This is a genomic window from Streptomyces sp. CB02009 (genome assembly GCF_001905825.1).
Lineage (GTDB): Bacteria > Actinomycetota > Actinomycetes > Streptomycetales > Streptomycetaceae > Streptomyces.
Genome location: NZ_LIVV01000001.1, coordinates 147,911 through 171,249, shown reverse-complemented (window position 1 = coordinate 171,249; position 23,339 = coordinate 147,911). Strand labels below are relative to the sequence as shown.

Annotated in this window: 23 protein-coding genes; 14 read left to right on the top strand and 9 right to left on the bottom strand. The window is 72.0% G+C overall.

What is annotated here, in order from left to right:
- From AMK27_RS00840 to AMK27_RS00830, 3 genes are read right to left on the bottom strand one after another with little or no spacing between them, the layout of a single operon-like run.
- Nucleotides 1–807, bottom strand: coding sequence for an MlaE family ABC transporter permease (locus AMK27_RS00840; protein WP_073902099.1), 807 nt, complete (start codon nucleotides 805–807; stop codon nucleotides 1–3).
- A 3-nt stretch (nucleotides 808–810) separates the two neighbouring features.
- On the bottom strand, nucleotides 811–1,575 hold the full coding sequence (locus tag AMK27_RS00835) for an MlaE family ABC transporter permease (protein ID WP_030316734.1): 765 nt from the start codon (nucleotides 1,573–1,575) through the stop codon (nucleotides 811–813).
- On the bottom strand, nucleotides 1,572–2,585 hold the full coding sequence (locus AMK27_RS00830; protein WP_073902098.1) for an ABC transporter ATP-binding protein: 1,014 nt from the start codon (nucleotides 2,583–2,585) through the stop codon (nucleotides 1,572–1,574). The genes AMK27_RS00835 and AMK27_RS00830 overlap by 4 nt, the downstream gene beginning before the upstream one ends.
- A gap of 581 nt (nucleotides 2,586–3,166) precedes the next feature.
- On the opposite strand from AMK27_RS00830, the gene AMK27_RS00825 reads away from it, so the two are divergent.
- From AMK27_RS00825 to AMK27_RS00810, 4 genes are all read left to right on the top strand, one after another.
- Entirely contained in the window at nucleotides 3,167–3,802 is a 636-nt protein-coding gene (locus AMK27_RS00825; RefSeq protein ID WP_073902097.1) for a hypothetical protein, read from the top strand.
- Between the two features lie 131 nt (nucleotides 3,803–3,933).
- Nucleotides 3,934–5,571, top strand: coding sequence for a DUF6801 domain-containing protein (locus AMK27_RS00820; RefSeq protein ID WP_073902096.1), 1,638 nt, complete (start codon nucleotides 3,934–3,936; stop codon nucleotides 5,569–5,571).
- 93 nt (nucleotides 5,572–5,664) lie between these two features.
- Nucleotides 5,665–6,609 (top strand): hypothetical protein, encoded by a 945-nt coding sequence (locus AMK27_RS00815; RefSeq protein WP_073902095.1) that lies wholly within the window; start codon nucleotides 5,665–5,667, stop codon nucleotides 6,607–6,609.
- Between the two features lie 216 nt (nucleotides 6,610–6,825).
- Nucleotides 6,826–8,034, top strand: coding sequence for a helix-turn-helix domain-containing protein (locus tag AMK27_RS00810; RefSeq protein WP_073902094.1), 1,209 nt, complete (start codon nucleotides 6,826–6,828; stop codon nucleotides 8,032–8,034).
- 53 nt (nucleotides 8,035–8,087) lie between these two features.
- Here AMK27_RS00810 and AMK27_RS00805 read toward each other — a convergent pair whose 3' ends face one another.
- Entirely contained in the window at nucleotides 8,088–9,461 is a 1,374-nt protein-coding gene (locus AMK27_RS00805; RefSeq protein WP_073902093.1) for a cytochrome P450, read from the bottom strand.
- Between the two features lie 166 nt (nucleotides 9,462–9,627).
- On the opposite strand from AMK27_RS00805, the gene AMK27_RS00800 reads away from it, so the two are divergent.
- Both AMK27_RS00800 and AMK27_RS42265 read left to right on the top strand, forming a co-directional pair.
- On the top strand, nucleotides 9,628–10,095 hold the full coding sequence (locus AMK27_RS00800) for a VOC family protein (protein ID WP_073902092.1): 468 nt from the start codon (nucleotides 9,628–9,630) through the stop codon (nucleotides 10,093–10,095).
- A gap of 142 nt (nucleotides 10,096–10,237) precedes the next feature.
- On the top strand, nucleotides 10,238–10,417 hold the full coding sequence (locus tag AMK27_RS42265; protein WP_143204800.1) for a hypothetical protein: 180 nt from the start codon (nucleotides 10,238–10,240) through the stop codon (nucleotides 10,415–10,417).
- 58 nt (nucleotides 10,418–10,475) lie between these two features.
- Here the strand turns inward: AMK27_RS42265 and AMK27_RS00795 are convergent, their stop codons facing one another.
- Both AMK27_RS00795 and AMK27_RS00790 read right to left on the bottom strand, forming a co-directional pair.
- Nucleotides 10,476–10,886, bottom strand: coding sequence for a DUF6221 family protein (locus AMK27_RS00795; RefSeq protein ID WP_073902091.1), 411 nt, complete (start codon nucleotides 10,884–10,886; stop codon nucleotides 10,476–10,478).
- 224 nt (nucleotides 10,887–11,110) lie between these two features.
- Nucleotides 11,111–12,328 (bottom strand): acyl-CoA dehydrogenase family protein, encoded by a 1,218-nt coding sequence (locus tag AMK27_RS00790; protein ID WP_073902090.1) that lies wholly within the window; start codon nucleotides 12,326–12,328, stop codon nucleotides 11,111–11,113.
- A 162-nt stretch (nucleotides 12,329–12,490) separates the two neighbouring features.
- Between AMK27_RS00790 and AMK27_RS00785 the strand changes: the two genes are divergently transcribed.
- Entirely contained in the window at nucleotides 12,491–13,138 is a 648-nt protein-coding gene (locus AMK27_RS00785) for a TetR family transcriptional regulator (RefSeq protein ID WP_073902089.1), read from the top strand.
- Nucleotides 13,139–13,326: 188 nt separating this feature from the next.
- Here the strand turns inward: AMK27_RS00785 and def are convergent, their stop codons facing one another.
- The gene (gene def / locus AMK27_RS00780; protein WP_073902088.1) at nucleotides 13,327–13,887 is read right to left on the bottom strand and encodes a peptide deformylase; all 561 of its coding nucleotides are present in this window, start codon (nucleotides 13,885–13,887) and stop codon (nucleotides 13,327–13,329) included.
- Nucleotides 13,888–14,012: 125 nt separating this feature from the next.
- Here def and AMK27_RS00775 point away from each other — a divergent pair, with 125 nt between their 5' ends.
- The 5 genes from AMK27_RS00775 to AMK27_RS00755 all read left to right on the top strand — a co-directional run bounded on the left by AMK27_RS00775 (nucleotide 14,013) and on the right by AMK27_RS00755 (nucleotide 18,685).
- Nucleotides 14,013–15,260, top strand: coding sequence for a Mur ligase family protein (locus AMK27_RS00775; RefSeq protein WP_073902087.1), 1,248 nt, complete (start codon nucleotides 14,013–14,015; stop codon nucleotides 15,258–15,260).
- 19 nt (nucleotides 15,261–15,279) lie between these two features.
- A complete protein-coding gene (locus AMK27_RS00770; RefSeq protein WP_073902086.1) occupies nucleotides 15,280–16,008 on the top strand; it encodes a type 1 glutamine amidotransferase in 729 nt (242 codons plus the stop codon).
- A 191-nt stretch (nucleotides 16,009–16,199) separates the two neighbouring features.
- The gene (locus AMK27_RS00765) at nucleotides 16,200–17,225 is read left to right on the top strand and encodes a 6-phosphofructokinase (RefSeq protein ID WP_073902085.1); all 1,026 of its coding nucleotides are present in this window, start codon (nucleotides 16,200–16,202) and stop codon (nucleotides 17,223–17,225) included.
- A gap of 114 nt (nucleotides 17,226–17,339) precedes the next feature.
- Complete coding sequence (locus tag AMK27_RS00760) at nucleotides 17,340–18,287, top strand: cytochrome c oxidase assembly protein (protein ID WP_073902084.1); 948 nt, start codon at nucleotides 17,340–17,342, stop codon at nucleotides 18,285–18,287.
- A gap of 185 nt (nucleotides 18,288–18,472) precedes the next feature.
- Nucleotides 18,473–18,685, top strand: coding sequence for a hypothetical protein (locus AMK27_RS00755; RefSeq protein WP_073902083.1), 213 nt, complete (start codon nucleotides 18,473–18,475; stop codon nucleotides 18,683–18,685).
- 74 nt (nucleotides 18,686–18,759) lie between these two features.
- Here the strand turns inward: AMK27_RS00755 and AMK27_RS00750 are convergent, their stop codons facing one another.
- The gene (locus tag AMK27_RS00750) at nucleotides 18,760–19,806 is read right to left on the bottom strand and encodes a DUF3048 domain-containing protein (protein WP_073902082.1); all 1,047 of its coding nucleotides are present in this window, start codon (nucleotides 19,804–19,806) and stop codon (nucleotides 18,760–18,762) included.
- A 79-nt stretch (nucleotides 19,807–19,885) separates the two neighbouring features.
- On the opposite strand from AMK27_RS00750, the gene AMK27_RS00745 reads away from it, so the two are divergent.
- Entirely contained in the window at nucleotides 19,886–20,569 is a 684-nt protein-coding gene (locus AMK27_RS00745) for a lysophospholipid acyltransferase family protein (RefSeq protein ID WP_073902081.1), read from the top strand.
- A gap of 99 nt (nucleotides 20,570–20,668) precedes the next feature.
- A complete protein-coding gene (locus AMK27_RS00740; protein ID WP_073902080.1) occupies nucleotides 20,669–21,706 on the top strand; it encodes an NAD-dependent epimerase/dehydratase family protein in 1,038 nt (345 codons plus the stop codon).
- 52 nt (nucleotides 21,707–21,758) lie between these two features.
- Here the strand turns inward: AMK27_RS00740 and AMK27_RS00735 are convergent, their stop codons facing one another.
- Complete coding sequence (locus tag AMK27_RS00735; protein WP_073902079.1) at nucleotides 21,759–23,324, bottom strand: alpha/beta hydrolase; 1,566 nt, start codon at nucleotides 23,322–23,324, stop codon at nucleotides 21,759–21,761.
- Nucleotides 23,325–23,339: the final 15 nt, after the last annotated feature.

The window sequence follows — 23,339 nt, the reverse complement described above, 5'->3', positions numbered from 1 at the left end:
TCACCCCGCCACCTTCACGGTCGTGGTCGCGCCCCAGAGGGCCAGCGACAGGAAGAAGTCGGTGACGCTGATCAGGACGATGGCGTTGCGTACGGAGCGGCCGACCGCGATGCCGACGCCGGCGGGGCCGCCGGAGGCGCGGAAGCCGTAGTAGCAGTGGGCGACGATCACCATGACGCTGAAGATCAGCACTTTCAGCACCGACAGCAGGACGTCCGTCGGTGACAGGAAGAGGTTGAAGTAGTGGTCGTACGTGCCCTGGGACTGGCCGTTGAAGAGGACCGTCACATAGCGCGAGGCGAGATAGGAGGAGAGCAGGCCGATCGCGTAGAGCGGGACGATGGCGACGACGCCGGCGATGATGCGGGTGGTGACGAGGTACGGCATGGAGCGGATGCCCATGCCTTCGAGGGCGTCGACCTCCTCGTTGATGCGCATGGCGCCGAGCTGGGCGGTGAATCCGGCGCCGACGGTCGCGGAGAGGGCGAGTCCGGCGACGAGCGGGGCGATCTCGCGGGTGTTGAAGTAGGCGGAGACGAAGCCGGTGAACGCGGCGGTGCCGATCTGCTCCAGGGCGGCGTAGCCCTGGAGGCCGACGACGGTTCCGGTGAAGAGCGTCATCGCGATCATGACGCCGATGGTGCCGCCGATGACGCCGAGGCCGCCGGAGCCGAAGGCGACCTCGGCGAGCAGTCGCTGCACCTCCTTGAGGTAGCGGCGCAGCGTCCGCGGGACCCAGAGCAGGGCCTTGACGTAGAAGAGGAGCTGGTCTCCGGAGCGGTCGAGCCAGACGAACGGGGAGGCCATCGGTCAGCCTCCCTTCGGCGGGACGATCTGCAGGTAGATGCCCGTCAGCACCATGTTCACGAAGAACAGCAGCATGAAGGTGATGACGACGGACTGGTTCACCGCGTCGCCGACCCCCTTGGGGCCGCCGCGGGGGTTGAGTCCCCGGTAGGCGGCGACGATGCCGGCGATGAACCCGAAGATCAGGGCCTTGAGTTCGCTGATGTAGAGGTCGGGCAGCTGGGCGAGGGCCGAGAAGCTGGAGAGATAGGCGCCGGGGGTGCCGCCCTGGAGGATGATGTTGAAGAAGTAGCCGCCGAGGGTGCCGACGACGGAGACCATCCCGTTGAGCAGGACGGCGACGGCCATGGTGGCGAGGACCCGGGGGACGACCAGCCGCTGCACGGGCGAGACGCCCATGACCTCCATCGCGTCGAGCTCCTCGCGGATCTTGCGCGAGCCGAGGTCGGCGCAGATGGCGGAGCCGCCGGCGCCGGCGATCAGGAGGGCGACGATGAGGGGGCTGGCCTGCTGGATGACGGCGAGCACGCTGGCTCCGCCGGTGAACGACTGGGCCCCCAGCTGCTGGGTGAGCGAGCCGACCTGGAGGGCGATCACGGCGCCGAACGGGATGGAGACGAGCGCGGCCGGCAGGATGGTGACGCTGGCGACGAACCAGAACTGCTCGACGAACTCCCGGAACTGGAAGGGGCGTCGGAAGACGGCCCGGGTGACCTCGGCGGCGAGGGCGAAGAGCCGCCCGGTCTGCCGCAGCGCGCCGGTGATCACGAGCCGCTCCCGGTGATCCGCGTCCGCTGGGGCAGGGTGTACGCCGCGTCCCTGGCGTAGGTGTCGCGGATGGCGGCCTGGGCGGCGTGCGGCAGCCGGTCGAGCATGCCGAGGACGCGTTCGCGGCGGCGTGCGACGGCCGCGCGCGGCGGGAGGCCGGGCGAGGGTTCCAGCTGCGGGACGATGGCCCGGGGCAGGGCCGGGCGGCCTGCGGGGTTGTCCAGCTCGGCGGCGAGCAGGGCGGCGTCCTTCTCCTCCGACATGCCGATGGGGCCTTCGCGGCGGCCGGCGAGGAACTGGGTGACGACCGGTTCGTCGCTGGTGAGGAGGACCTCGCGCGGGCCGAAGGTGACGAGGTTGCGCCGGAAGAACATCCCCATGTTGTCGGGGACCGTGGCGGCGATGTCCAGGTTGTGGGTGACGATCAGCATCGTCGCGTCGATGCGCGCGTTGAGGTCGATGAGCAGCTGCGACAGATAGGCGGTGCGGACGGGGTCGAGCCCGGAGTCCGGTTCGTCGCAGAGGACGATCTGCGGGTCGAGGACCAGGGCGCGGGCCAGGCCGGCCCGTTTGCGCATGCCGCCGCTGATCTCGCCCGGCAGCTTGCCCTCCGCGCCCAGCAGGCCGACGAGGTCGATGCGCTCCATCACGATGCGCCGGATCTCGGACTCGCGCTTGCGGGTGTGCTCGCGCAGTGGGAAGGCGATGTTGTCGAAGAGGGTCATGGAGCCGAAGAGGGCGCCGTCCTGGAACATGAGGCCGAAGAGTTTCCGGGTCTCGTAGATGTCTCGTTCAGGACTGCTCACCATGTCGACGCCATTGATGAGGACGCGGCCCTTCTGGGGCTTGAGCAGCCCGATGAGCGATTTCAGGAAGACCGTCTTCCCGGTGCCGGAAGGGCCGAGCATCACGCTCACCTCTCCGGCCGGCAAGGTCAGGGTCACGTCCTGCCAGATATTCTGCTTGCCGAAGGACATGGTCAGACCCTCAACGACTACTTCGATTCCCATCCCACCTCCAGCAAGCGTGCGTCGGGGGTGCGCCGCGGGCGCACGTTAAGTCGGTGCGGATCACTTGGACAAGAGGCGTGGCGCAAAATCCTTGATCCGCTCCTGTATTTGTCACCACGGAGACAAAGACCGGGTTCGACTTTGTCTGCTCGGAGACACACGGATGGGCCGACCTGCGACTCCTGGCGTCGCCACGGGAACGTTACGGCCGAGTAACCTCCCCGGGCAATACCGGATCCGGAGTTTTCGGCGAAGGGAGGGAGGCGGCCGGGCGTTTATCAGCTGGGAGACAGTTCCTTTTCACCGCTTGTCACCTGGGAGAGCAATGCTGAATCCAGCCATCCCTGATCGATCATTATTGTCGACATTGCGCACCGCGGAACCAAGCCGATTCCGGCCACCGCTCACCCGCTTGACAGGCAATTAGCCTTCTTCAAAGAATCATGGACAGCGGCATTGTTCAGCTAAGTTTCTCGCAAGTAACGTCAGGTTTCGCGGCCGAGAAATACCGGGCCGCCGGCCGCTCCCCCCACCGCGGTCGCACCCTCAGCTGGTCAATCCACAAGGAGAGTCCGGGACCCATGAAGAAGCAGATCAGAAACTTCGCCGTCGTCGCCGGGGCGGCCACCGCCGCGTTCGCCCTCGCCGCCGGCCCCGCCTCGGCCGTGCCGTCGACGGTCTGGACCGTCAACCCGTCGCCCGCCAGCTTCACGGCGACCAACAGCGGCAACGTCGTCCTGAGCGTCAACGGCATCGCCATGACGTGTACGAACTCGAAGGCCTCGGGCAGCATGGCGAGCGCCACCGGCAACCCGGCGACCGTCGCCTCCATCAGCGCCATCGCCTTCGGCGCCACCGGCGCGCCCTGCACCAGCGTCCTGGGCAACGTGACCACCGTCGCGACCACCCCGTGGACCCTCGTGGCACAGGACTACACCGCCGCGACCGGGGTCACCAAGGGCTACGTCGGCAACGTCGACGCCAAGGTGACGGTGGGCGCCTGCGTCTTCCGCGTGACGGGCAAGGCCTCCGGCACGTACACCAACTCGACGGGCAAGCTGGCCGTCAACAGCGTCACCGGCGAGCTCACCGTCGTCTCCTCGACCAACTGCGGCTCCGCCGTCCCGGTCGGCGCCAAGCCGCTCTTCAAGGGTGACTACCTGGTCAAGGTGGCCAACACGACCACCATCCCGACGATCGTCGGCTCCAACCCGTAGGACGTGAGAGCCCGCGTCCGCCCGGCCGGTGACCCCGGCCGGGCGGACGCGGGCCGTCCGCGACCCCGACGGCCTTGCCCCTCGCGCCCGCGCACCCGACGCTCGCGCGCACGATCCGAGCGGAGCACCAGATGAGAGGCCAGCGAGCCGCCCTGCGGCCCTCCCGCGCCCAGACGCGTGGCGCGGCGATCGCCGCACTCGTGGCACTCGCCCCCCTTCTCCCCGCGGCCGCCGTGGCCCTGGGCTCGCACGAGGTCGACACCCGGCTCCCCTACCTCTGCACCCTGCCCTCGGGCCCGCAGAGCGCGACGGTCCGGATCAGGGCGACCGTCCCCGACCGGGCGACCGTCGGCGAGACGATCGAGCCCGCCGACGTCAGCACGACACTGGAACTCCCGGCCGCGGTCGCGGCCGAACTCACCGCCCTCGGGGCCGCCACGGTACGGGCGGAGACGACGCTCGCGGTCGGCGTGGGCCAGAACGGCGCGCGCACGGACATCACATGGCTCGGCACGGCCCAGCCCGCCGCCGTCCCCGCCGAAGGCCCGCTCACGCTCACCGGCACCGGCGACGTCCCCGCCCTCACGACGGACACCGCCGGCGACCTGACCCTCACCGCCGGGAGCCTCGCCGTCGGCCTCGCCCCGAGCAAGGCCGACGGTACGCCCACCGGTCCGGCGTCCCTCTCCGTCAGCTGCGTCCCCGGGCCGGACGCGGAGGGCCGGACGGCGCTCGCCGCGATCCCCGTCACGCCGGGCTCCGCCGCGACCACAGCCCCCGGGACGCCGTCCACCTCCCCTGCCGCTCCCTCGTCGTCCCCGCCCTCCTCCCCCTCGTCCTCGGCCACCCCCTCCGGGCGGCCGTCGGCCCCGGCCGTCCGGGAGACCACGGGAGGAACGACCGGAGCACCGACCGGCCCGGCGTCCGTCACGAACCCCGGCAAGGGCCCGAGGGTGGCCACCGACAACGCGCCCGGCACCGCCGGACGCCCGAAGGCACCGCCCTGCGTCACCGAGAAGCCGACCTCCACCTCGCTCTCCGCGTACATCACCGGCTACTCCAACGTGCGCAAGCTCGACGGGGCCTCGCTCATCCCGGTGTCCTGCGTGCAGCTCGAACAGGGCGAGCCGGTGATCGACTTCCGCCCGGACGGCACCCTGCACCTGCTCCAGAAGTCGGAGGGCTCCCTCCGGTACCAGGGGCGCAAGCAGACCCCGCCCTTCACGTCCACCTTCCTGACCTTCGGCTTCGCGCCCACCACGGCGACCCTGGTGCTGGAGCAGGCGGGACCCCTGGTCGTCGAGTCGGACGTCCTCCTCGTCTTCCCCGACAACATCGCGGAGACCTACATCCGGGTCCCGCTCGTCCTGCGCGTCCTCGACGTCGAGGTCAACGGCACCCGGCTGGACGTCGGCCCCGACTGCCGTACGGTCACCCCGCTCAGGTCCCCCGAGCCCCAGCCCTCCAAGTACCCCGGTGACCACCTGGTGCTGCTCGGCAAGGGCCAGCTCCTCAACGGCACCGACGCCACCGGCTACGTCCTCACCAGTGGCGGCCCGCTCACCGGCGAGGTGACGGTGCCCGCGTTCAAGGGCTGCGGCACCGGCGGCGAGAACCTCGACCGCCTCCTCACCGCCTCCATCTCGGGCCCCGGCAACCACATCCGGCAGATCCAGGGCCAGACCTGCGCGGTGGGCGTGGAGGTGCCCACCGAGGGCCAGTGCACCGCGGACCGCCAGCCGTACGTGGTCCCCAAGCCCGAGCGCTGAGCCGGAGCACCCTCGCACCCTCGCTCCACCGCTCGCCCCGCAATCGCACCGCCGCACCCCGCACCCCGCACCCCCTCAACGGAAGGCATCGTCATGCCCCTCGTCTCCTCCCGCACGCGCCTCGCCACCCTCTCCGCCCTGACGGCGCTCGGCGCCTTCGCCTCCATCGGGTCGGCGACGGCCGCCGACCCGCAGCTGAACGGCAGTTGGGGCCCGTCCACCCGCTGCCCCGTCGACGCCGGAGCCATGCTCGCCTCGGACGGTCTCGACACCTCGCCCCAGTGCGTCGTCTCCTACTCCACGAGCGGCTCCATCAAGCTGGGCAACACCACCGTGACCACCGGCAGCACCAACCTCCAGATCGGCGTCGTCCAGAACGCGGACGGCACCAGCACCGTCGCCGCCCCGGCCGGCGGCGCGCTCATCGCCGCCCCTGCCACCGTCCCCGGCGGCCTCCTGGGTCTGATGTGTCCCAGTGACATCCCGTTCATCAGCGACATCTGCCGGCAGCTCACCGACGCCAAGCTCAACAAGATCACCGCCACCATGGAATCGGTCGGCACCCCCTCCGACTTCGACCAGATCGCGGGCGTCCTCACCGACAAGCCGATCGTGTCCATCCCGGTCCGCATCCGCCTGGAGAACCCGTTCCTGGGCGGCAACTGCTACATCGGGACCAAGGCCAACCCGATCATCCTGCGGCCGAGCAACCTCACCTCGCCCGACTTCGGCGTCGAGCGCTTCAACGGCGACGGCTCCCCGAACGAGGAGGGCGACATGAGCCGCCTCAACATCCTCGGCTCCACCCAGAGCGACAAGACCTTCGCCGTCCCCGGCGCCAGCGGCTGCGGCCTCGGCTGGTTCGGTCTGATCGACGCCGCCGTCAACCTCAAGACGGGGCTGCCCTCCGCCGCCGGCAAGAACAGCCTCACCCTCAACAACACCCAGACCCACCTCACGGGCCTCTTCGCCCCCGGTCTCGCGGCCCCCGACGCCGGCAAGGCACTCTCCCGGAACTGGCACTCGGCCGTCCGGTAACAGCCACTCAGGGTCGATTCCCGGCCTACTAGGTAAGCGCGTACCCCTCAGGCACGCCAACTCTTGCGCAACGTGTGTACAGCACACAGCAGGTGACCTAGCTTCAGCAGATCACGTTGGTACGCACCTGACGACCAAGGCGGCGCCCACCACGCCAGGCTGGGCTCCGCACCGTCGCTCCCCCACCGGTCGCGTAGGAGAGCAAGGGATCGGTTCATGCCCGCAATCACCCAGTCGCCGGACATCGGTGAACCGCTCGAACCGCTCCCCAGGGAGTTCGCCGCCCTGATGAGGCCGGAGATACCCGGCCTCATCAAGGAGATCGGCATGGAGGTCCAGCGGACCTACCCCGTGTACGCCCATCTCTTCAACGGGCCGCACTCGGACGCGATCCGCCAGGGCGTCGAGCAGGCGCTCGCCGCCTTCGTGGAGCGGGTCGCCGACCCCGGGACGAACTCGGCCCTCAGGGACGAACTGCTCCGCAAGTTCGGCCGCGTGGAGGCCTACGAGGGGCGCGACCTCGACACGCTGCTGGGCGCCTACCGCCTGGGCGCACGCGTCGCGCTGCGCCGGGCCAAGATCATCGGGCGTACGTACAACCTCTCCCCCACGCTGATCCTCGCCTTCGCGGACGCCCTCTTCGCCTACGTCGACGAGCTGGAGGCCCTCTCCCGCGAGGGCTACGTCATGGTCCAGAGCCGGGCGGTGTCCGATGTGGCCGCGCTGCGAAGACAGTTACTCCACCTGGTCGTCGCCGGCCCCCCGCTGCCCCGGGCGACCATCGCCGAGCTGTGCCGGGACGCCTCCTGGCAGCTCCCCGCCGAGTGCACGCTGGTCGCCCTGCGCCCGCCGCTCGCCGAACTCGTCCAGGCGGGGCTCGACCGGGACGTCCTCGCCGACCTCAGCCTTCCCCAGCCGTACCTGCTCATCCCCGGGCCGCTGACCGCCGACCGCCTCGCGATGCTCGGCTCCGCCCTGGCCGGCACCTCCGCCGTCGTCGGCCTGACCGTGCCGCCCGCCCAGGCCGCCCACTCCATCCGGTGGGCCCGGCGCGTCCTGCAGCTCATCGACGACGGCGTGGTCGCCGACGCTCCCCTCGTGCACTGCGAGGACCACCTGACAACGTTGTGGCTGCTGTCCGACCCGGCCCTGGTGGCCCAGCTCGCCCAGCGCGAACTCGCGCCGCTCGACGAGCTCTCCGGCACCCGGCGCGACCGGCTGATCGAGACCCTCCGGGTCCACATCTCCACCCGGGCCCCCGCCGAACAGGTCGGCGAACTCCTCGGCGTACACGCCCAGACGGTCCGCTACCGGCTGCGGAACCTGGACAGCCACTTCGGCGACCGCCTCCTCGACCCCGACCACCGCTTCGCCCTCGAAGCGGCTCTGCGCGCACTCCACCTCGGCGGGCGGCGGACGGACTGAACCGGGCCGGGTACGCGCCTCCGCGTCCCGGCCCCGGTCGTACGGACAGCCGCCTACGCCGTCCGGGGCGTGAGGCGGCAGCGGGCCGGGCCCGCCGCCTGCAGGGTGATCGCGGGCGCCACGGGCACCACGGTGTCGACGGCCTCGAGGTCGTACCGCTGCAGGATCATCGCCAGCGCGACCACCGACTCCAGCATCGAGAAGTGCTGGCCGATGCACGCGCGCGGGCCGCCGCCGAAGGGGAACCAGGCGTAGCGGGGCCGGGCGGCCTCCGCCTCGGGCGTGAAACGGTCGGGGTCGAAGCGCTCCGCGTCCTCCCAGTAGTCCGGGTGCCGGTGGGTGACCCAGGGGGCGACGATGACGTCCGCGCCGGCCGGGATGGCGACGCCGCCGATCGAGGTGGCGGCGACGGCGCGGCGCCCGATGACCGGGGCGGCCGGGAAGAGCCGCATGGCCTCCTTGAGGACCCGGGTGACGTACGGCAGGGCGTCGAGGTCCGCGGCGCCGGGGGTGCGGCCGGCGAGGACCCGGTCGACCTCCTCGTGGGCCCGCTTCCGCTCCTCCGGGTGCAGGGCGAGGAGGTGGAGGGCGAATCCGAGGGAGGTGGCGGTGGTCTCGTGGCCGGCGAGCAGGAAGACGAGGACCTGCTCGCGCAGCTCCGTCGCGTCGAAGCTGCCGTCCTCGGCGCTCTCGGCCTCGACGAGCAGGGTCAGCAGGTCCTGGCCGTCGCCGGGGGCCCGGCCCGACGCGCGGCGCTCGGCGATGATCCGGTCGCAGACCTCGTACAGCGCCCGGTGGACGGTGGCGGCGCGGCGGTTGCCGGGGGTGGGCCAGTCGCGGGGGACGTTGAGCGGGGAGTAGCCGCGGCGCAGGACGTAGGCGCCGACGTCGGGGAAGCTGTTCTCGACGATCTCCACGGCCGTGTCCACGTCGGTGCCGAAGAGGATGCGGGCGACGGCGCGCAGGGCCAGGCGGGCCATGTCCTGGAGGACGTCGACGGAGCCGGCGCCGACCTCCCGCCATTCCTCGGTGAGGGTGGTGACCTCGGCCGCGATCGCGGCGGCGTAGCCGTCGACCCGGCGGCGGGTGAAGAGGGGCTGGACGAGCCGGCGCTGGCGGAGGTAGTCCTCATCCTGGCTGGTGAGGAGCCCGTTGCCGAAGGACTCGCGGACCTCCTGGTAGAAGGCGTTGTCCTTGCGGAAGTTGGCCGATTCCCCGGCGAGGACCTGCTGGGCGCCCTCGGCGGAGAAGACGCCGTAGACGGTGGCGCGGATTCCGGGCGGGCCCGCGGTGATCCGTACGACGTCGCCGTGGTCGCGGCGGGCGCGGAGGAAGGTGCCCAGGGAGTCGTTCTTGAGGTCGAGCATGGAGCCGAGCAGCGCTCGTCCCTCGAGTTGCGGCGCTTCGGTACCGGTGGTGACGGCCATGAACGGTTCCCCCTCGATGTCGCCTGACGGGTGATTGTCCCGCAGTAGGTGACTCGCGGGTAGGGATGCCCGAACAGCGGACCGGATCTGGCCTGTTGGCTCGATCCGGCGCCTGAGGGAGTGCTCGCTCCGGGCCACTGTCAGTGCCGTCTGAGAGGCTCGCCGCATGGAGCGACCCGAGATGACCCTGCAGCTGACCATCGACTGCGCCGATCCCCAACGGCTGGTGCCGTTCTGGCTGGAGGCCCTGCGCTACGTCCCCGATCCGCCGCCCGAGGGCCACGCCACCTGGCGGGACTACTGGGAGGCGATCGGCGTCCCCGAGGACGAGCTGGGCGAGGACGCCGGGGAGCTCCCGGAGTCCATCGTGGACCCGAAGGGCGTGGGCCCCCGGGTCTGGTTCCAGCGCGTCCCCGAGCCGAAAACGGCCAAGAACCGCGTCCACCTCGACCTGAAGGTCGGCGGCGGCCGCGGGGTACCGCTCGCCCTGCGCCGCGAGCGGGTGGACGGCGAGGTGGCACGGCTCACGTCCCTCGGCGCGACGATCCTGTACACGATGGACGAGCCCAACGGCATGGAGTACTACGCGGTGGTCCTCCAGGACCCCGAGGGCAACGAGTTCTGCCTCGTCTGACCGCCCGCCCGCCCCGCTTGGCGGGACGGGCGGCGGAGGCGCGCCAGGGGGCCGGTCCCGCGGTCTTCCGGGTGGGAAGCGTGGCGCAACGCACGCCCGAACCGTGCCCGGTTCGCCCGACGGGGGCCCTAGCCTTGTACACATGTCCGATCACCACAGAGAGACCCCTGGCCCCGAAGCCCTGAACGACGCCATCCGTACGTTGTGGGTGCGCGCCGGCGAGCAGAAGCGCTCGCTGACGGCCGACGAGCAGCGGATCTACCAGGTGCTCGTGGCGGCGTGGGCCGAGGCGACGCAGATCGACCAGGGCCTCGCGGCCTAGCCGGACACCCGCCAGGGTCGTCCTGCCGGGCTCGCGGGGCCTGATCGGCAAGGCACTCCTAGGGCCGCCACTCGGTGCGGTAGTCGGGGTGGCCCGCGTACGGCAGGGCCAGGACCCGGATCGTCCACTCCGGTGTCACGGGCGGAGCCGTGAACCGGGCGCCGGTGTCGTCGTGGACCCAGCGCCCGCCGTCGGCTTCCGTGACCGGCCCCATCCAGCGGAGGGCGCACGCCCCGCTGAACGCGTGCTCGCCGCCGCGACCGCACGCGGGCGGGCAGGCGACGGCGGAGGCTTCGAGCAGCTGCCGCTTCGACATGACCTCGGTCACCACCCGTGCCCTGGCGATCCGGAGGTGCGGATCGCCGGCGATCTCCCACGGACGCAGGCTCTCGACGCTCCCGCCGGGCCGGGCCGCGGTCGCGACTTCCTCGTCGTACCGGGCCGTGAGGAAGGCGATCAGGTCGTCCACGGGGCTCTCCGGAAGGTGTCCCGCCCCGGTACGTCGCCTCGGGGCGGGCCCGGGTGCCGCATCGGCCGGCGGGGGCGGATGGATGGCCCCACTGTACGAGCGGCCGCCGGCGGTTCGGGGGCGTTCCCCCGGGTACGGCGGAGAGGCCCGCACCCGCACGGTGCGGGCCTCTTCCCCGGCCCTCCTCGGTGCGCGTCCGCCCGGAGCTCCGGCCGCGCTCCCGCCTACTTCGCGATGGCCCGGCTGATCACCATGCGCTGGATCTCGCTGGTGCCTTCGAAGATCGTGTAGATGGCCGCGTCGCGGTGCATGCGCTCCACCGGGTACTCGCGGGTGTAGCCGTTGCCGCCGAGGATCTGGATGGCCTGGGCCGTGACCTTCTTGGCGACCTCGCTGGCGTACAGCTTGGACATCGAGCCCTCGGCCGCCGTGAAGGGCTTGCCGGCGGTCGCCATCCAGGAGGCACGCCAGACGAGCAGGCGGGCCGCGTCGATCTGGGTGGCCATGTCGGCGAGCTGGAAGGCGACGCCCTGGTTCTCGATGATCGGGCGGCCGAACTGGACCCGGGTCCTGGCGTAGTCGAGGGCGACCTCGTACGCGGCGCGGGCCGTGCCGACGGCCATGGCGCCGACCGCCGGGCGGGAGGCCTCGAAGGTGGCCATGGCGGCGTTCTTCACGCGCTCGCCGCCGCCGGCCTTCGCCTTCTCGCGGGCGCGGGCGAGGCGCTCGTCGAGCTTCTCCTTGCCGCCGAGCAGGCAGTGGCCGGGGACGCGGACGTCCTCCAGGACGACCTCGGCGGTGTGGGAGGCGCGGATGCCGTGCTTCTGGAACTTCTGGCCCTGGGAGAGACCGGGGGTGTTCGGCGGCACGATGAAGGAGGCGTGGCCCTTCGAGCCGAGCCCGGGGTCGACGACCGCGACGACGACGTGGACGTTGGCGATGCCGCCGTTGGTCGCCCAGGTCTTGGTGCCGTTGAGCACCCACTCGTCGTTGGCCTCGTCGTACACCGCACGGGTACGCATGGAGGCGACGTCCGAGCCCGCGTCGGGCTCGGACGAGCAGAACGCGGCGACCTTGACGTCGTTCGCGTCGCCGTACATCTGGGGGACCCAGGTGCCGATCTGCTCCTCGGTGCCGTTGGCGAGGACGCCGACGGCGGCCAGGCCCGTGCCGACGATGGAGAGGGCGATGCCGGCGTCGCCCCAGAAGAGCTCCTCCATCGCCATGGGGATGCCGAGACCGGTCGGGTCGAAGAACTGCTGGGCATAGAAATCGAGCGAGTAGATGCCTATCTTGGCCGCTTCCTGGATGATCGGCCAGGGAGTCTCCTCACGCTCGTCCCATTCGGCGGCCGCGGGGCGGATCACATCGGCGGCGAAGCCGTGGAGCCAGTCGCGGACCTGCTTCTGGTCATCGTTGAGATCGAGCGTGAACTCGCCCATCGTCCCTCCCAGCTGTACGTTACTTGCGGTAACACCAGTCTGTTACCGGCGGGTACGGGCTGTCAACCTGCAGGGGAGCGGTTCGGCCCGACCCGCGGCGGACACCGACCGGGTGTTACGTTGCGACAGCCTCACGAATCGCACGGGCGGGGAGACACGCTTATGGACATCGCACACCGGGACACCGACCAGCAGACGCCCGCCGAACTGCGGCGACGCGAACTGCTGGAGGCGGCGGACCGGGTGGTGCTGCGGGACGGCCCCAAGGCGTCCATGAACGCGATCGCGGCGGAGGCGGGCATCACGAAGCCGATCCTCTACCGCCACTTCGGCGACAAGGGCGGCCTCTACCGCGCCCTCGCGATCCGGCACACGGACGCCCTCCTCGCCGCCCTGCGGGCCGCGCTCGACGCGCCGTCCGACCGCCGCCGCCGCGTCGAATCCACCCTCGACACCTACCTCGCCTCGATCGAGGCGCTGCCGCAGGTCTACCGCTTCCTCATGCACCCGGCGGAGGAGTCGCACCAGACCGAGCAGGGCTTCGACGTCGGCCGCCACTCCGCGCCGCTGCTCCGGCGGATGGGCGAGGAGCTCGGTCAGGTCATCGCCGAGCGCGTCGACCTCGGCCCGGGCGCCGAGGCCCAGGCCCGGATCTGGGGTCACGGCATCGTCGGCATGATGCACGCGGCCGGCGACTGGTGGCTCGGCGAGCGCCCCTGCTCCCGCGAAGACCTCGTCCGCAGCCTGGCCGACCTCCTGTGGGGCCGCCTCGCGCAGGCACCGGACCTTCCCGGCGGACCGGGGTTCTGACGTCCCGCCGGGGCCGCCGGGCCCCGGCGACCGCGGGACCGCCCGGGGCCCGGCGCGCTCGATCCGCCGGAGCGCCGGACCCGGCCGCCCGCAGGCCTTCCGGCCCCGGGACGCTCGCGACACCACGGGGCCCCCGCGACGCCTCCGCGCCGACCCGGCCCCTCGACCTCCGGTCCCACGGGGCCTCGTCAGCCCTCCAGGACGCCGGCCCCGCTCCCCCAGGGCTGCTTGCGGATCGCGCGGATCAGACGTGACTTCCGCCACCCCGTGACGCGGTCCGCGTAGACCCCGCCGTCCAGGTGGTCGGCCTCGTGCTGGAGGCAGCGGGCGAAGAACCCGGTGCCCTCCACCCGTACCGGCGTCCCGTCCAGCCGTACGCCCTCGACCACCGCACGGTCGTAACGAGGCGTCGGAGCCTCCAGACCCGGCAGCGAGAGGCAGCCCTCGGGCCCCCGGAACACCTCGCCGTCCGCCTCCACCAGGCGCGGGTTCACGACATGTCCCAGGTGGCGGGTCTCCTCGTCGTCGGGGCAGTCGTACACGAACACCCGCAGGCCCACGCCCACCTGGTTCGCCGCCAGGCCGACGCCGTTCGCCGCGTACATCGTGGCGAACATGTCCTCGACGAGCCGGGCGAGTTCGGGCCCGAAGTCGGTGACGGGCGCGCAGGGCGTGTGCAGCACGGGGTCGCCGAGCAGAGTCATCGCTCGGACCAGGCCGGAACTGCCGGGGATGGGGCGGTTTCGCATGGCCGTAAGGGTACGGTCCGCCGTGACCTGGCTGTTTCGGGTGTCTCACCACGGTGCCGCTGTTCGGGCTGCTGGCCGGATCTCGATAGGCTGAGCCCGGACCGACGCAAGGAGGAACAAGAACGATGTCAGGACACCCCGGTAATCCAGAGCCGCTGTCGCCGCGCGCCAAGCTGGCCGTGACGGCGGGCAGGGCCGCGGCCGCGGTGTCGCGTGCGGCGGGACGCGGCAGCGGATCGGTGATCGGCGGCAAGGTGGCGCTGAAGCTCGACCCCGACCTGCTCGGCCGGCTCGCGCAGCATCTGGACGTCGTCCTGGTGTCGGCGACCAACGGCAAGACGACGACGACCCGGCTGATCGCGGAAGCGCTGCGCGCCGCCGGCCCCGTCGTCTCGAACGCCCTCGGCGCCAACATGCCCGCCGGCATCACCTCGGCGCTGGCCGGTGGCTCGGACTCCAAGTACGGCGTCATCGAGGTCGACGAGAAGTACCTGGCCGGTGTCGCCCGCGACACCACGCCCAAGGTGATCGCGCTGCTCAACCTCTCCCGCGACCAGCTCGACCGCGCCGCCGAGACCCGCATGCTCGCCGAGAAGTGGCGCGAGGGCCTCAACGGCACGAAGGCCGTCGTCGTCGCGAACGCCGACGACCCGCTCATCGTGTGGGCCGCCTCCTCCTCGCCGAACGTGGTGTGGGTCGCCGCCGGCCAGGAGTGGAAGGACGACGCCTGGTCGTGCCCCGCCTGCGGCGGTGTGATGCAGCGTCCGGGCGACGACTGGTTCTGCGGCGAGTGCGGCTTCCGCCGCCCCGCGCCGAGCTGGGCGCTCAGCGGCGACCACGTGCTCGACCCGCACGGTTCGGCCTGGCCGATCCGGCTCCAGCTGCCCGGCCGCGCCAACAAGGCGAACGCCGCGACCTCGGCCGCCGTCGCCGCCGTCTTCGGAGTGCCGCCGCAGGTGGCCCTGGAGCGCATGTACGCGGTGCAGGCCGTCGCCGGACGCTACGACGTGGTGTCCTTCCAGGGCCGCGAGCTGCGCCTGCTGCTCGCGAAGAACCCGGCCGGCTGGCTCGAGACGTTCTCCCTCATCGACGGGCCGCCCGCCCCGGTGATCCTCTCCGTCAACGCGCGCGGCGCCGACGGCACGGACACCTCCTGGCTGTGGGACGTGGACTACGGCCGGCTCGCCGGGCACCCGATCATGGTGATCGGCGACCGCAGGCTGGACCTCGCCGTCCGCCTGGAGGTCGCGGGTGTGGACTTCCGCGTCTGCGAGACGCTGGACGAGGCCGTCGCGATGGCCCCGCCCGGACAGATCGAGCTGATCGCCAACTACACCGCCTTCCAGGACGTCCGCCGCCGCGTCGGCAACTGACCCGTAGAGGACTTGCAGCATGAGTGACAGCAGCCTGCGCCTGGTCTGGGTCTACCCGGACCTGCTCAGCACCTACGGCGACCAGGGCAACGTCCTCGTCGTCCAGCGCCGCGCCCTCCAGCGCCGGCTCAACGTCGAGCGCGTCGACGTCCGCAGCGACCAGCCGGTGCCGACCTCGGGCGACATCTACCTGATCGGCGGCGGCGAGGACCGTCCCCAGCGGCTCGCGGCCGAGCGGCTGCTCCGCGACGGCGGACTGTCCCGGGCCGCCTCGAACGGCGCGATCATCTTCTCGGTCTGCGCCGGCTACCAGATCCTGGGGCACGAGTTCGTCAACGACGTCGGCGAGCGGCAGCCGGGCCTCGGCCTGCTCGACGTCACGACGACCCGCGGCGAGGGCGCCCGCTGCGTCGGCGACGTCCTCGGGGACATCGACCCGCGCCTCGGCCTGCCCCAGCTGACCGGCTTCGAGAACCACCAGGGCATCACCCATCTCGGCCCGACGGCCCGGCCGTTCGCGCGGACGGTGTTCGGCAACGGCAACGGGACCGGCGACGGCACCGAGGGCGCGTACAACGACACCGTCTTCGGTACGTACATGCACGGCCCCGTCATGGCCCGCAACCCGCAGATCGCGGACCTGCTCCTGAAGCTGGCCCTCGACGTGAACGCGCTGCCGCCGACGGACGACCGCTGGTACGAGGCGCTGCGCGCCGAGCGCATCGCGGCCGCCACGCAGCCCGCGTAGCGGTCGTACGGCCCGTCCGGGACGGGCCCCGGGGGCAACGCGCGCGCCGCTGTTGGTCCCTCGTACGAACGTACGTTGTCCACTGTGCGGACATCCGGTTCGGCCCCGCCACCCTGCGGCGATAGGGTGGCGGGGATCCAGCCGGACGACGTGGTCCGGGAGTCGGCCCACGTTGCAAAGGTTTTTGGGCTATGCGCATTGGCGTGCTCACCTCCGGCGGAGACTGCCCCGGTCTGAACGCTGTCATCCGTTCCGTCGTGCACCGCGCCGTCGTCGACCACGGCGACGAGGTCATCGGCTTCCACGACGGGTGGAAGGGCCTCCTCGAGTGCGACTACCGCAAGCTCGACCTCGAGGCGGTGGGCGGCATCCTGGCCCGCGGCGGCACCATCCTCGGCTCCTCGCGGGTCCAGCCCGCGCACCTGGTCGACGGCGTCGAGCGCGCCCGCGGCCATGTGGCCGACCTGGGGCTCGACGCGATCATCCCGATCGGCGGCGAGGGCACCCTCAAGGCGGCGAACCTGCTCTCCGAGGCGGGTCTCCCGATCGTCGGCGTCCCGAAGACGATCGACAACGACATCGCCTCCACCGACGTCACCTTCGGCTTCGACACGGCCGTGACCGTCGCCACCGAGGCCCTCGACCGGCTGAAGACCACCGCCGAGTCGCACCAGCGCGTCCTCGTCGTCGAGGTCATGGGCCGTCACACCGGCTGGATAGCGCTGCACTCCGGCATGGCCGCCGGCGCGCACGCCGTGGTCGTCCCCGAGCGCCCCTTCGACATCGACGAGCTGACCACCCGGGTCGGCGAGCGCTTCGAGGCCGGCAAGCGGTTCGCGATCGTGGTCGTCGCCGAGGGCGCGAAGCCGCGTGAGGGCTCCATGGACTTCAAGACCGCGGGCACCGACATCTACGGCCACGAGCGCTTCACCGGGATCGCCAACCAGCTCTCCGTGGAGCTGGAGCGGCGCCTCGGCAAGGAGGCGCGTCCGGTGATCCTGGGCCACGTCCAGCGCGGCGGCACCCCCACCGCGTACGACCGCGTCCTCGCGACCCGCTTCGGCTGGCACGCGGTCGAGGCCGCGCACCGCGGCGAGTTCGGCATGCTGACGGCCCTGCGCGGCACGGACATCACGATGGTCCCGCTGGCCCAGGCCGTGGAGAGCCTCAAGACGGTCCCGGCCGACCGCTACGCCGAGGCCGAGTGCGTGATCTGACGCACGTCGGTACGGACGCGTTCGCGTGAACCGCCCCCGGTCGCAGTCGCGGCCGGGGGCGGTTCTAGTCTGGTGCGGACAACAAGCGCGAATCGGGCTCCAGGAGTACTCACGATGGATCACAGCGGGCACGGCATGACCACGGATCTGCCGCCGTTCACGCTGGGACGGGGCCTGGAGTTCTCTCCCGACCTGTTCTTCCTGATCGGCTGCCTCGCAGCGCTCGGTCTGTACGGCTGGGGTGTGGCGCGGCTGCGGCGGCGCGGGGACGCGTGGCCGGTGAGCCGGACGGTGTTCTTCACGGTCGGCGTGCTGACCATCGCGCTCGTCATGTGCACCAAGCTCAACGACTACGGCATGGTCATGTTCAGCGTGCACATGGTGCAGCACATGGTGATCTCCATGCTGTCGCCGATCCTGCTGCTGCTCGGCGCGCCGGTGACGCTGGCCCTGCGGGCGCTGCCGGTGGCGGGCCGGGGCTCGACGGGGCCGCGCGAGCTGCTCCTGAAGCTGCTGCACAGCCGGTACATGAAGGTGATCACCCACCCCGGCTTCACGATCCCGATGTTCATCGCGAGCCTGTACGCGCTGTACTTCACGCCGCTCTTCGACTTCCTGATGGGCTCCAAGCCGGGCCACATCGGGATGATGGTCCACTTCCTGATGGTGGGCGTGGTCTTCTTCTGGCCGATCATGGGCGTCGACCCGGGGCCGCACCGTCCGGGCTACGTGATGCGGATGCTGGAGCTCTTCGCGGGCATGCCGTTCCACGCCTTCTTCGGCATCGCGCTGATGATGGCCTCGGAGCCGATGGTGAAGGCGTACGAGAACCCGCCGGCCTCCCTCGGCATCGACGCGCTCACCGACCAGAACGCGGCGGGCGGCATCGCCTGGGCGTTCAGCGAGATCCCGTCGGTGCTGGTGCTGATCGCGCTGGTCTACCAGTGGTACCACTCCGAGCAGCGGCAGGCCGTCCGCCAGGACCGGGCCGCCGACCGGGACGGGGACAAGGAGCTGGAGGCGTACAACGCGTATCTCGCCTCGCTCCAGGCCAAGCGGTGACCTGCGGCGCGCGGTGAGCGGTCGCTCTCCGGGCCCGGTGCGGGACCTCTGACGGGGTCCGGCGCCGGGCCCGGTTTCCTTTTCCGGCGCACGCCGGAGCGTCCGGGGAGTAGCGCGCGCCCCTCTCGGGGGGTCACGATGGGCTGGACGGCTTCCACGGCCTCGGTCGGGAGGAGGGCGGACTGATGTCCGGTGGCACGAAGACGATGGCGGTGCTCACCTGCGCCGCGGTGGTGCTCACGACGGCGTACACGGTGGCGCTCGGCAGCAGCGGCTGGCTCTGGTTCGGCTCGGTGGTCCTCGCCGTGGCGACGATCGGCATGGCCGCGTCGGACAGCGCGGCCCCGGCGGGCCCGCGCCGCCGGCCGCCCGCCGGTCCTGGCCCGGCGAACCCCTGAGGCGGCCCGACCGCCCCGCCGCGCGCTCAGGCCCGCGGTGCCAGGACCACGGGCCCGGGCGACCCGCCGCGCGCTCAGGCCCGCGGCGCCAGGACCACCCACACCTGGCCCGGTGCGAAGGCGAGCGGCTCGCCGCCCGGGGTCGTGAACGTGGTGCCCGACGTCGGCGACGTACGGGACCAGCGGGCCTCGTACGCGCGCCCGTCGCGCAGGACGAGCGCGCTGCCGCTCCCCACGGTCTCGGTGTACGGGGAGACCGCTCCGGTGACGTCGTGGAAGCGGGAGGACCGGACGGCGACGTGCTGGACGACCACGGTCGACGGGGCGAGGGGTCCCGTGTCGGTGGCGCGCGCCGTACGGCCGTCCATCGCCACCCGCCAGGTCCGGTCGGGGGCGGACCAGGTGAAGGTGTAGCGGGCCGCCGGGTAGCGGACGGTCTCGGAGCCGACCGCTGTGCCGCCCGCCGGGGCGGGGCCGAAGCGGAAGCCGATGTCCCGGGCGTCCTGGGGCTCAGGGACGGCCGCGAGGGCGCGCGCAGGCCGCAGGTAGAGGTTGTGCGGGGCGGCCCGGTCCGGGGAGCGCAGGAAGGCGCCGGAGCGGGTGGACTCGGTGACGGGGTCGAGCGGCGCGGCGCTCAGCAGCGGGTTCAGGGCGGACTGCGCCCCGGAGTAGGCGAGGACGGGCCGGCCGAAGGCGCCGAGCAGCTCGATGTCGGACTCCCGGGCGCTGCGGACGGGGCCGACGCGCTCGGGCAGGCGGGAGGAGTACACGGCGAGCAGCCGGGTCGTCCCGCCCTCGACCTGTTCGACGTAGACGAGGTCGGCGGCGCCGAGTCCGGTGTGGGGGCGGGCCGCGGCCACGTTGTCGATCTTCACACCGAGGACGGGTCCGGACCGGGCCGGGAGCCCGGTGAAGGGCGAGAGACCGGTCCGGGCGGGGGCCGTGGTGGTGGGCGCGGGTGTCGTGGTGGCGGGCGCCGGCGTGGTGGGCGCGGGTGTCGGCGTGGGGGCCGGTTCCGGCGAGCCCGGGTCGGAGCAGCCGTACAGCCCGGCCGCCGTCACCGCGCACAGCAGGGCGGTGAGGACGCGGCCGGGGCGCCTGGCTCCGCGCTCGCGTGTCATGGTGACGCTCCCCCACCAGTGGACCACGGGGCCGCGCACGGATACAACGGGCTTGACGGACGACGAACGGGGGTCACGGGTGTTCTACCACCTGATGAAGTACGTACTGCTGGGACCGCTCCTGAAGCTGCTGTTCCGGCCGCGTATCGAGGGACTCGAGCACATTCCCGAGGAGGGAGCGGCGATCGTCGCGGGCAATCACCTCTCCTTCTCGGACCACTTCCTGATGCCGGTGGTGCTCGACCGGCGGATCACCTTCCTGGCGAAGCAGGAGTACTTCACGGGGCCGGGGATCAAGGGCCGGCTCACGGCCGCCTTCTTCCGGGCGGCCGGGCAGATCCCGGTCGACCGCTCGGGCAAGGAGGCCGGCAAGGCGGCGATCCGGGAGGGCCTCGGGGTGCTCGGGAAGGGTGAGCTGCTCGGCATCTACCCGGAGGGCACGCGCTCGCACGACGGGCGGCTCTACAAGGGGAAGGTGGGCGTGGCGGTGATGGCGCTGACGGCCGGGGTGCCGGTGGTGCCCTGCGCGATGGTGGGCACCTTCGAGATCCAGCCGCCGGGGAAGGTGGTGCCGAGGATCCGCCGGGTCACCATCCGGTTCGGGGCGCCGCTGGACTTCTCGCGGTTCGCCGGGTCGGCGGGTGAGAAGGCGGTGGTCCGCGCGGTGACGGACGAGATCATGTACGAGATCCTCCGGCTGTCCGGGCAGGAGTACGTGGACGACTACGCGGCGGTGGTGAAGGCGGCGGAGGCCGACGGCTGAGCCCCGGCCGCGGGTTCCCGCGGCGGGAACGCTGTGAGCGGATCCGCGCTCGGCGCAAAGCCCTGGGCCGCCGCGGCGGACGGTCGTAGCGTCTCGATCATGACCAAGGGAACCGCGTTCGTACTGGGTGGATCGGGACAGGTGGGGCGGGCGGCCGTGCGGGCGCTCGTCGCGGACGGCTGGGAGGTGACGGCCGCCTCGCGGGGCGGCGGCAGGGACGGGAGGTGGCCGGCCGAGGTCCGGTCGGTGGCGCTCGACCGGACACGGGAGGGTGCGCTCGCGGCCGGACTGGGCGACGGGTGCGACGTACTGGTGGACATCGTGGCGTACGACGCCGGGCACGGCCGACAGCTGACGGGGCTCGCGGACCGGATCGGTTCGGCGGTGGTGGTGTCCAGCGGCGCCGTCTACGAGGACGCGCGGGGACGCAGCTTCGACACCCAGGACCGGCCGGACGGCTTCCCCGACTATCCGCTGCCGATCCCGGAGGACTGGCGGACGGTGGCGCCCGGCGACACGTCGTACGGCACGCGGAAGGTGGCGCTGGAGCGGGAGTTGCTGGCGGCGGGCGACGCCCTGCCGACGACGGTGCTGCGGGCGGGCGCCATCCACGGGCCGTACTCCCCCGGTCCGCGGGAGCTGTGGTTCGTGAAGCGGGCGCTCGACGGGCGGCCGGTGCGGCTCCTCGCGTACGGCGGGGCCTCGCGGTTCCACCCGGTGCACGTGGACAACCTGGCGGAGCTGGTCCGGCTGGCGGCGGCGAACCCGGGGAGCCGGGTGCTGAACGGCGGTGACCCGGAGGCGCCGACGGTGGCGGAGATCGGGGCGGCGGTCGACGCGGTCATGGGCGTCGCCAGTGAGACGGTGCTGATCGAGGGTGCGCCGCCGGGGGACGTCGTGGGGGTCACCCCGTGGACGGCCCCGCGGTCCGTGGTCTACGACATGGCGGCGGCGGAGCGGGAGCTGGGGTACCGGCCGGTGGTGTCGTACGCCGATTCGCTGCCGGAGACGGTCGCGTGGCTGACCGAGCGGGTGGCGGGCCGTGCGTGGCGGGAGGCCTTCCCGGGTCTCGCGAAGTACGGGGTGGACTTCTTCGACTACGCGGCGGAGGACGCCTGGCTGGCGTCGCGGGGATGACACGGGTGAGGGGAGGGACGGCCGCCCCTCCCCTCACCTCGTCGTCAGCGTGTCACGGCTTCGGCGTGGCGTGCGGGGCGCAGGTCTGGTCCCTGGCGTCCAGCTTGCCGGTCAGCAGGTAGGCCTCGACCTTGGTGTTGAGGCACGGGTTGACCAGGCCGGTGATGCCGTGCGAGCCGGCGTCCTTCTCCGTGATGAGGCGCGAGCCCTTGAACCGCTTGTGCAGCTCGACGGCGCCGGCGTACGGGGTCGCGGCGTCGCGCTCGGACTGGGCGATGAGCACCGGCGGCAGGCCCTTGCCGGTCTTCACCTCGGTCGGGCGCTGGCGCGGCGCGGACCAGGTGGCGCACGGAAGGTTCATCCATGCGTTGGCCCAGGTCATGAAGGGGTACTTCTGGTGGAGCCGGGTGTTGTCCCGGTCCCACGTCTTCCAGCTGGTCGGCCAGGGGGCGTCGGCGCACTCGACCGCGGTGTAGACGGCGTTGCCGTTCTCCGAGGCCGCGTTGCCGGCGGTGTCCGTGGGGTCCGAGGCCGCGTTGTCGATGAGCGGCTGCGGGTCACCCGCGGCGTACGCGCTCCAGGCCTCGGCCACCGGGGCCCACATGGAGTCGTAGTAGGGGGCGTTCTGGAAGAAGCCGATGAGCTCGGCCGGGCCGACCTTGCCGCCGAGGGGCGCCTTCTTGGCGGCGGCGCGCAGGGTCACCCACTGCTGCTGGACCTCGGCCAGGGTGTCGCCGAGGTGGTAGGTGGCGTCGTTCTGGGCGACCCAGGTCATCCAGTCCTTGAGCCGGCCCTCGAAGGCGATGTCCTGGTCGAGGTTGACCTCGTACCAGATCTTGCGGGTCGACGGGTTCACGACGCTGTCGAGGACCATGCGGCGGACGTGGGTCGGGAAGAGGGTGCCGTAGACCGCGCCGAGGTAGGTGCCGTAGGAGACGCCGACGAAGTTGAGCTTCTTCTCGCCGAGGGCGGCGCGGATGACGTCGAGGTCACGCGCGGTGTTGGGGGTGGTCATGAAGGGCAGCATGTCGCCGCTCTTCTCGGCGCAGCCCTTGGCGTACTCGGCGGCGAGCTTGCGCTGCGCGCGCTTGTCGGCCTCGCTGTCGGGGACCGGGTCGGGCTTGGGGCCCTTGACGAACTCGCTCGGGTCGACGCAGGAGATGGGGGCCGACTTGCCGACGCCGCGCGGGTCGAAGCCCACGAAGTCGTAGGCCTTGGCGGCGCCCGCCCAGATGGCGTTCTTGGTGGTGACCCGGCGCGGGAAGCGCAGGCCGGAGCCGCCGGGGCCGCCCGGGTTGTAGAGGAGCGCGCCCTGGCGCTCGGCGGGGGTGCCGGTGGAGTTGATCCGGTCGACCGCGATCTTGATCTTCTTGCCGTTGGGCTTCGCGTAGTCGACGGGGACGGTGACCCAGCCGCACTGGATCGGCTTCTCGAGGCCCCAGTCGGCCGGACAGTCCTGCCAGTCGATGCCCGCCTGGGCGGCCCGCGCCGCCGCGACGGCGACGCCGATCGACTCGGCGTCACGCAGGTGACGGTTGCTGTCGGCGTTCGCTGCCGGGGCCGCGAGCGCGCCCGCGACGAGCGTGCCCGCTATCAGGGTGCCGGCCGAGCCGAGCATTGCCGTACGTCTCAA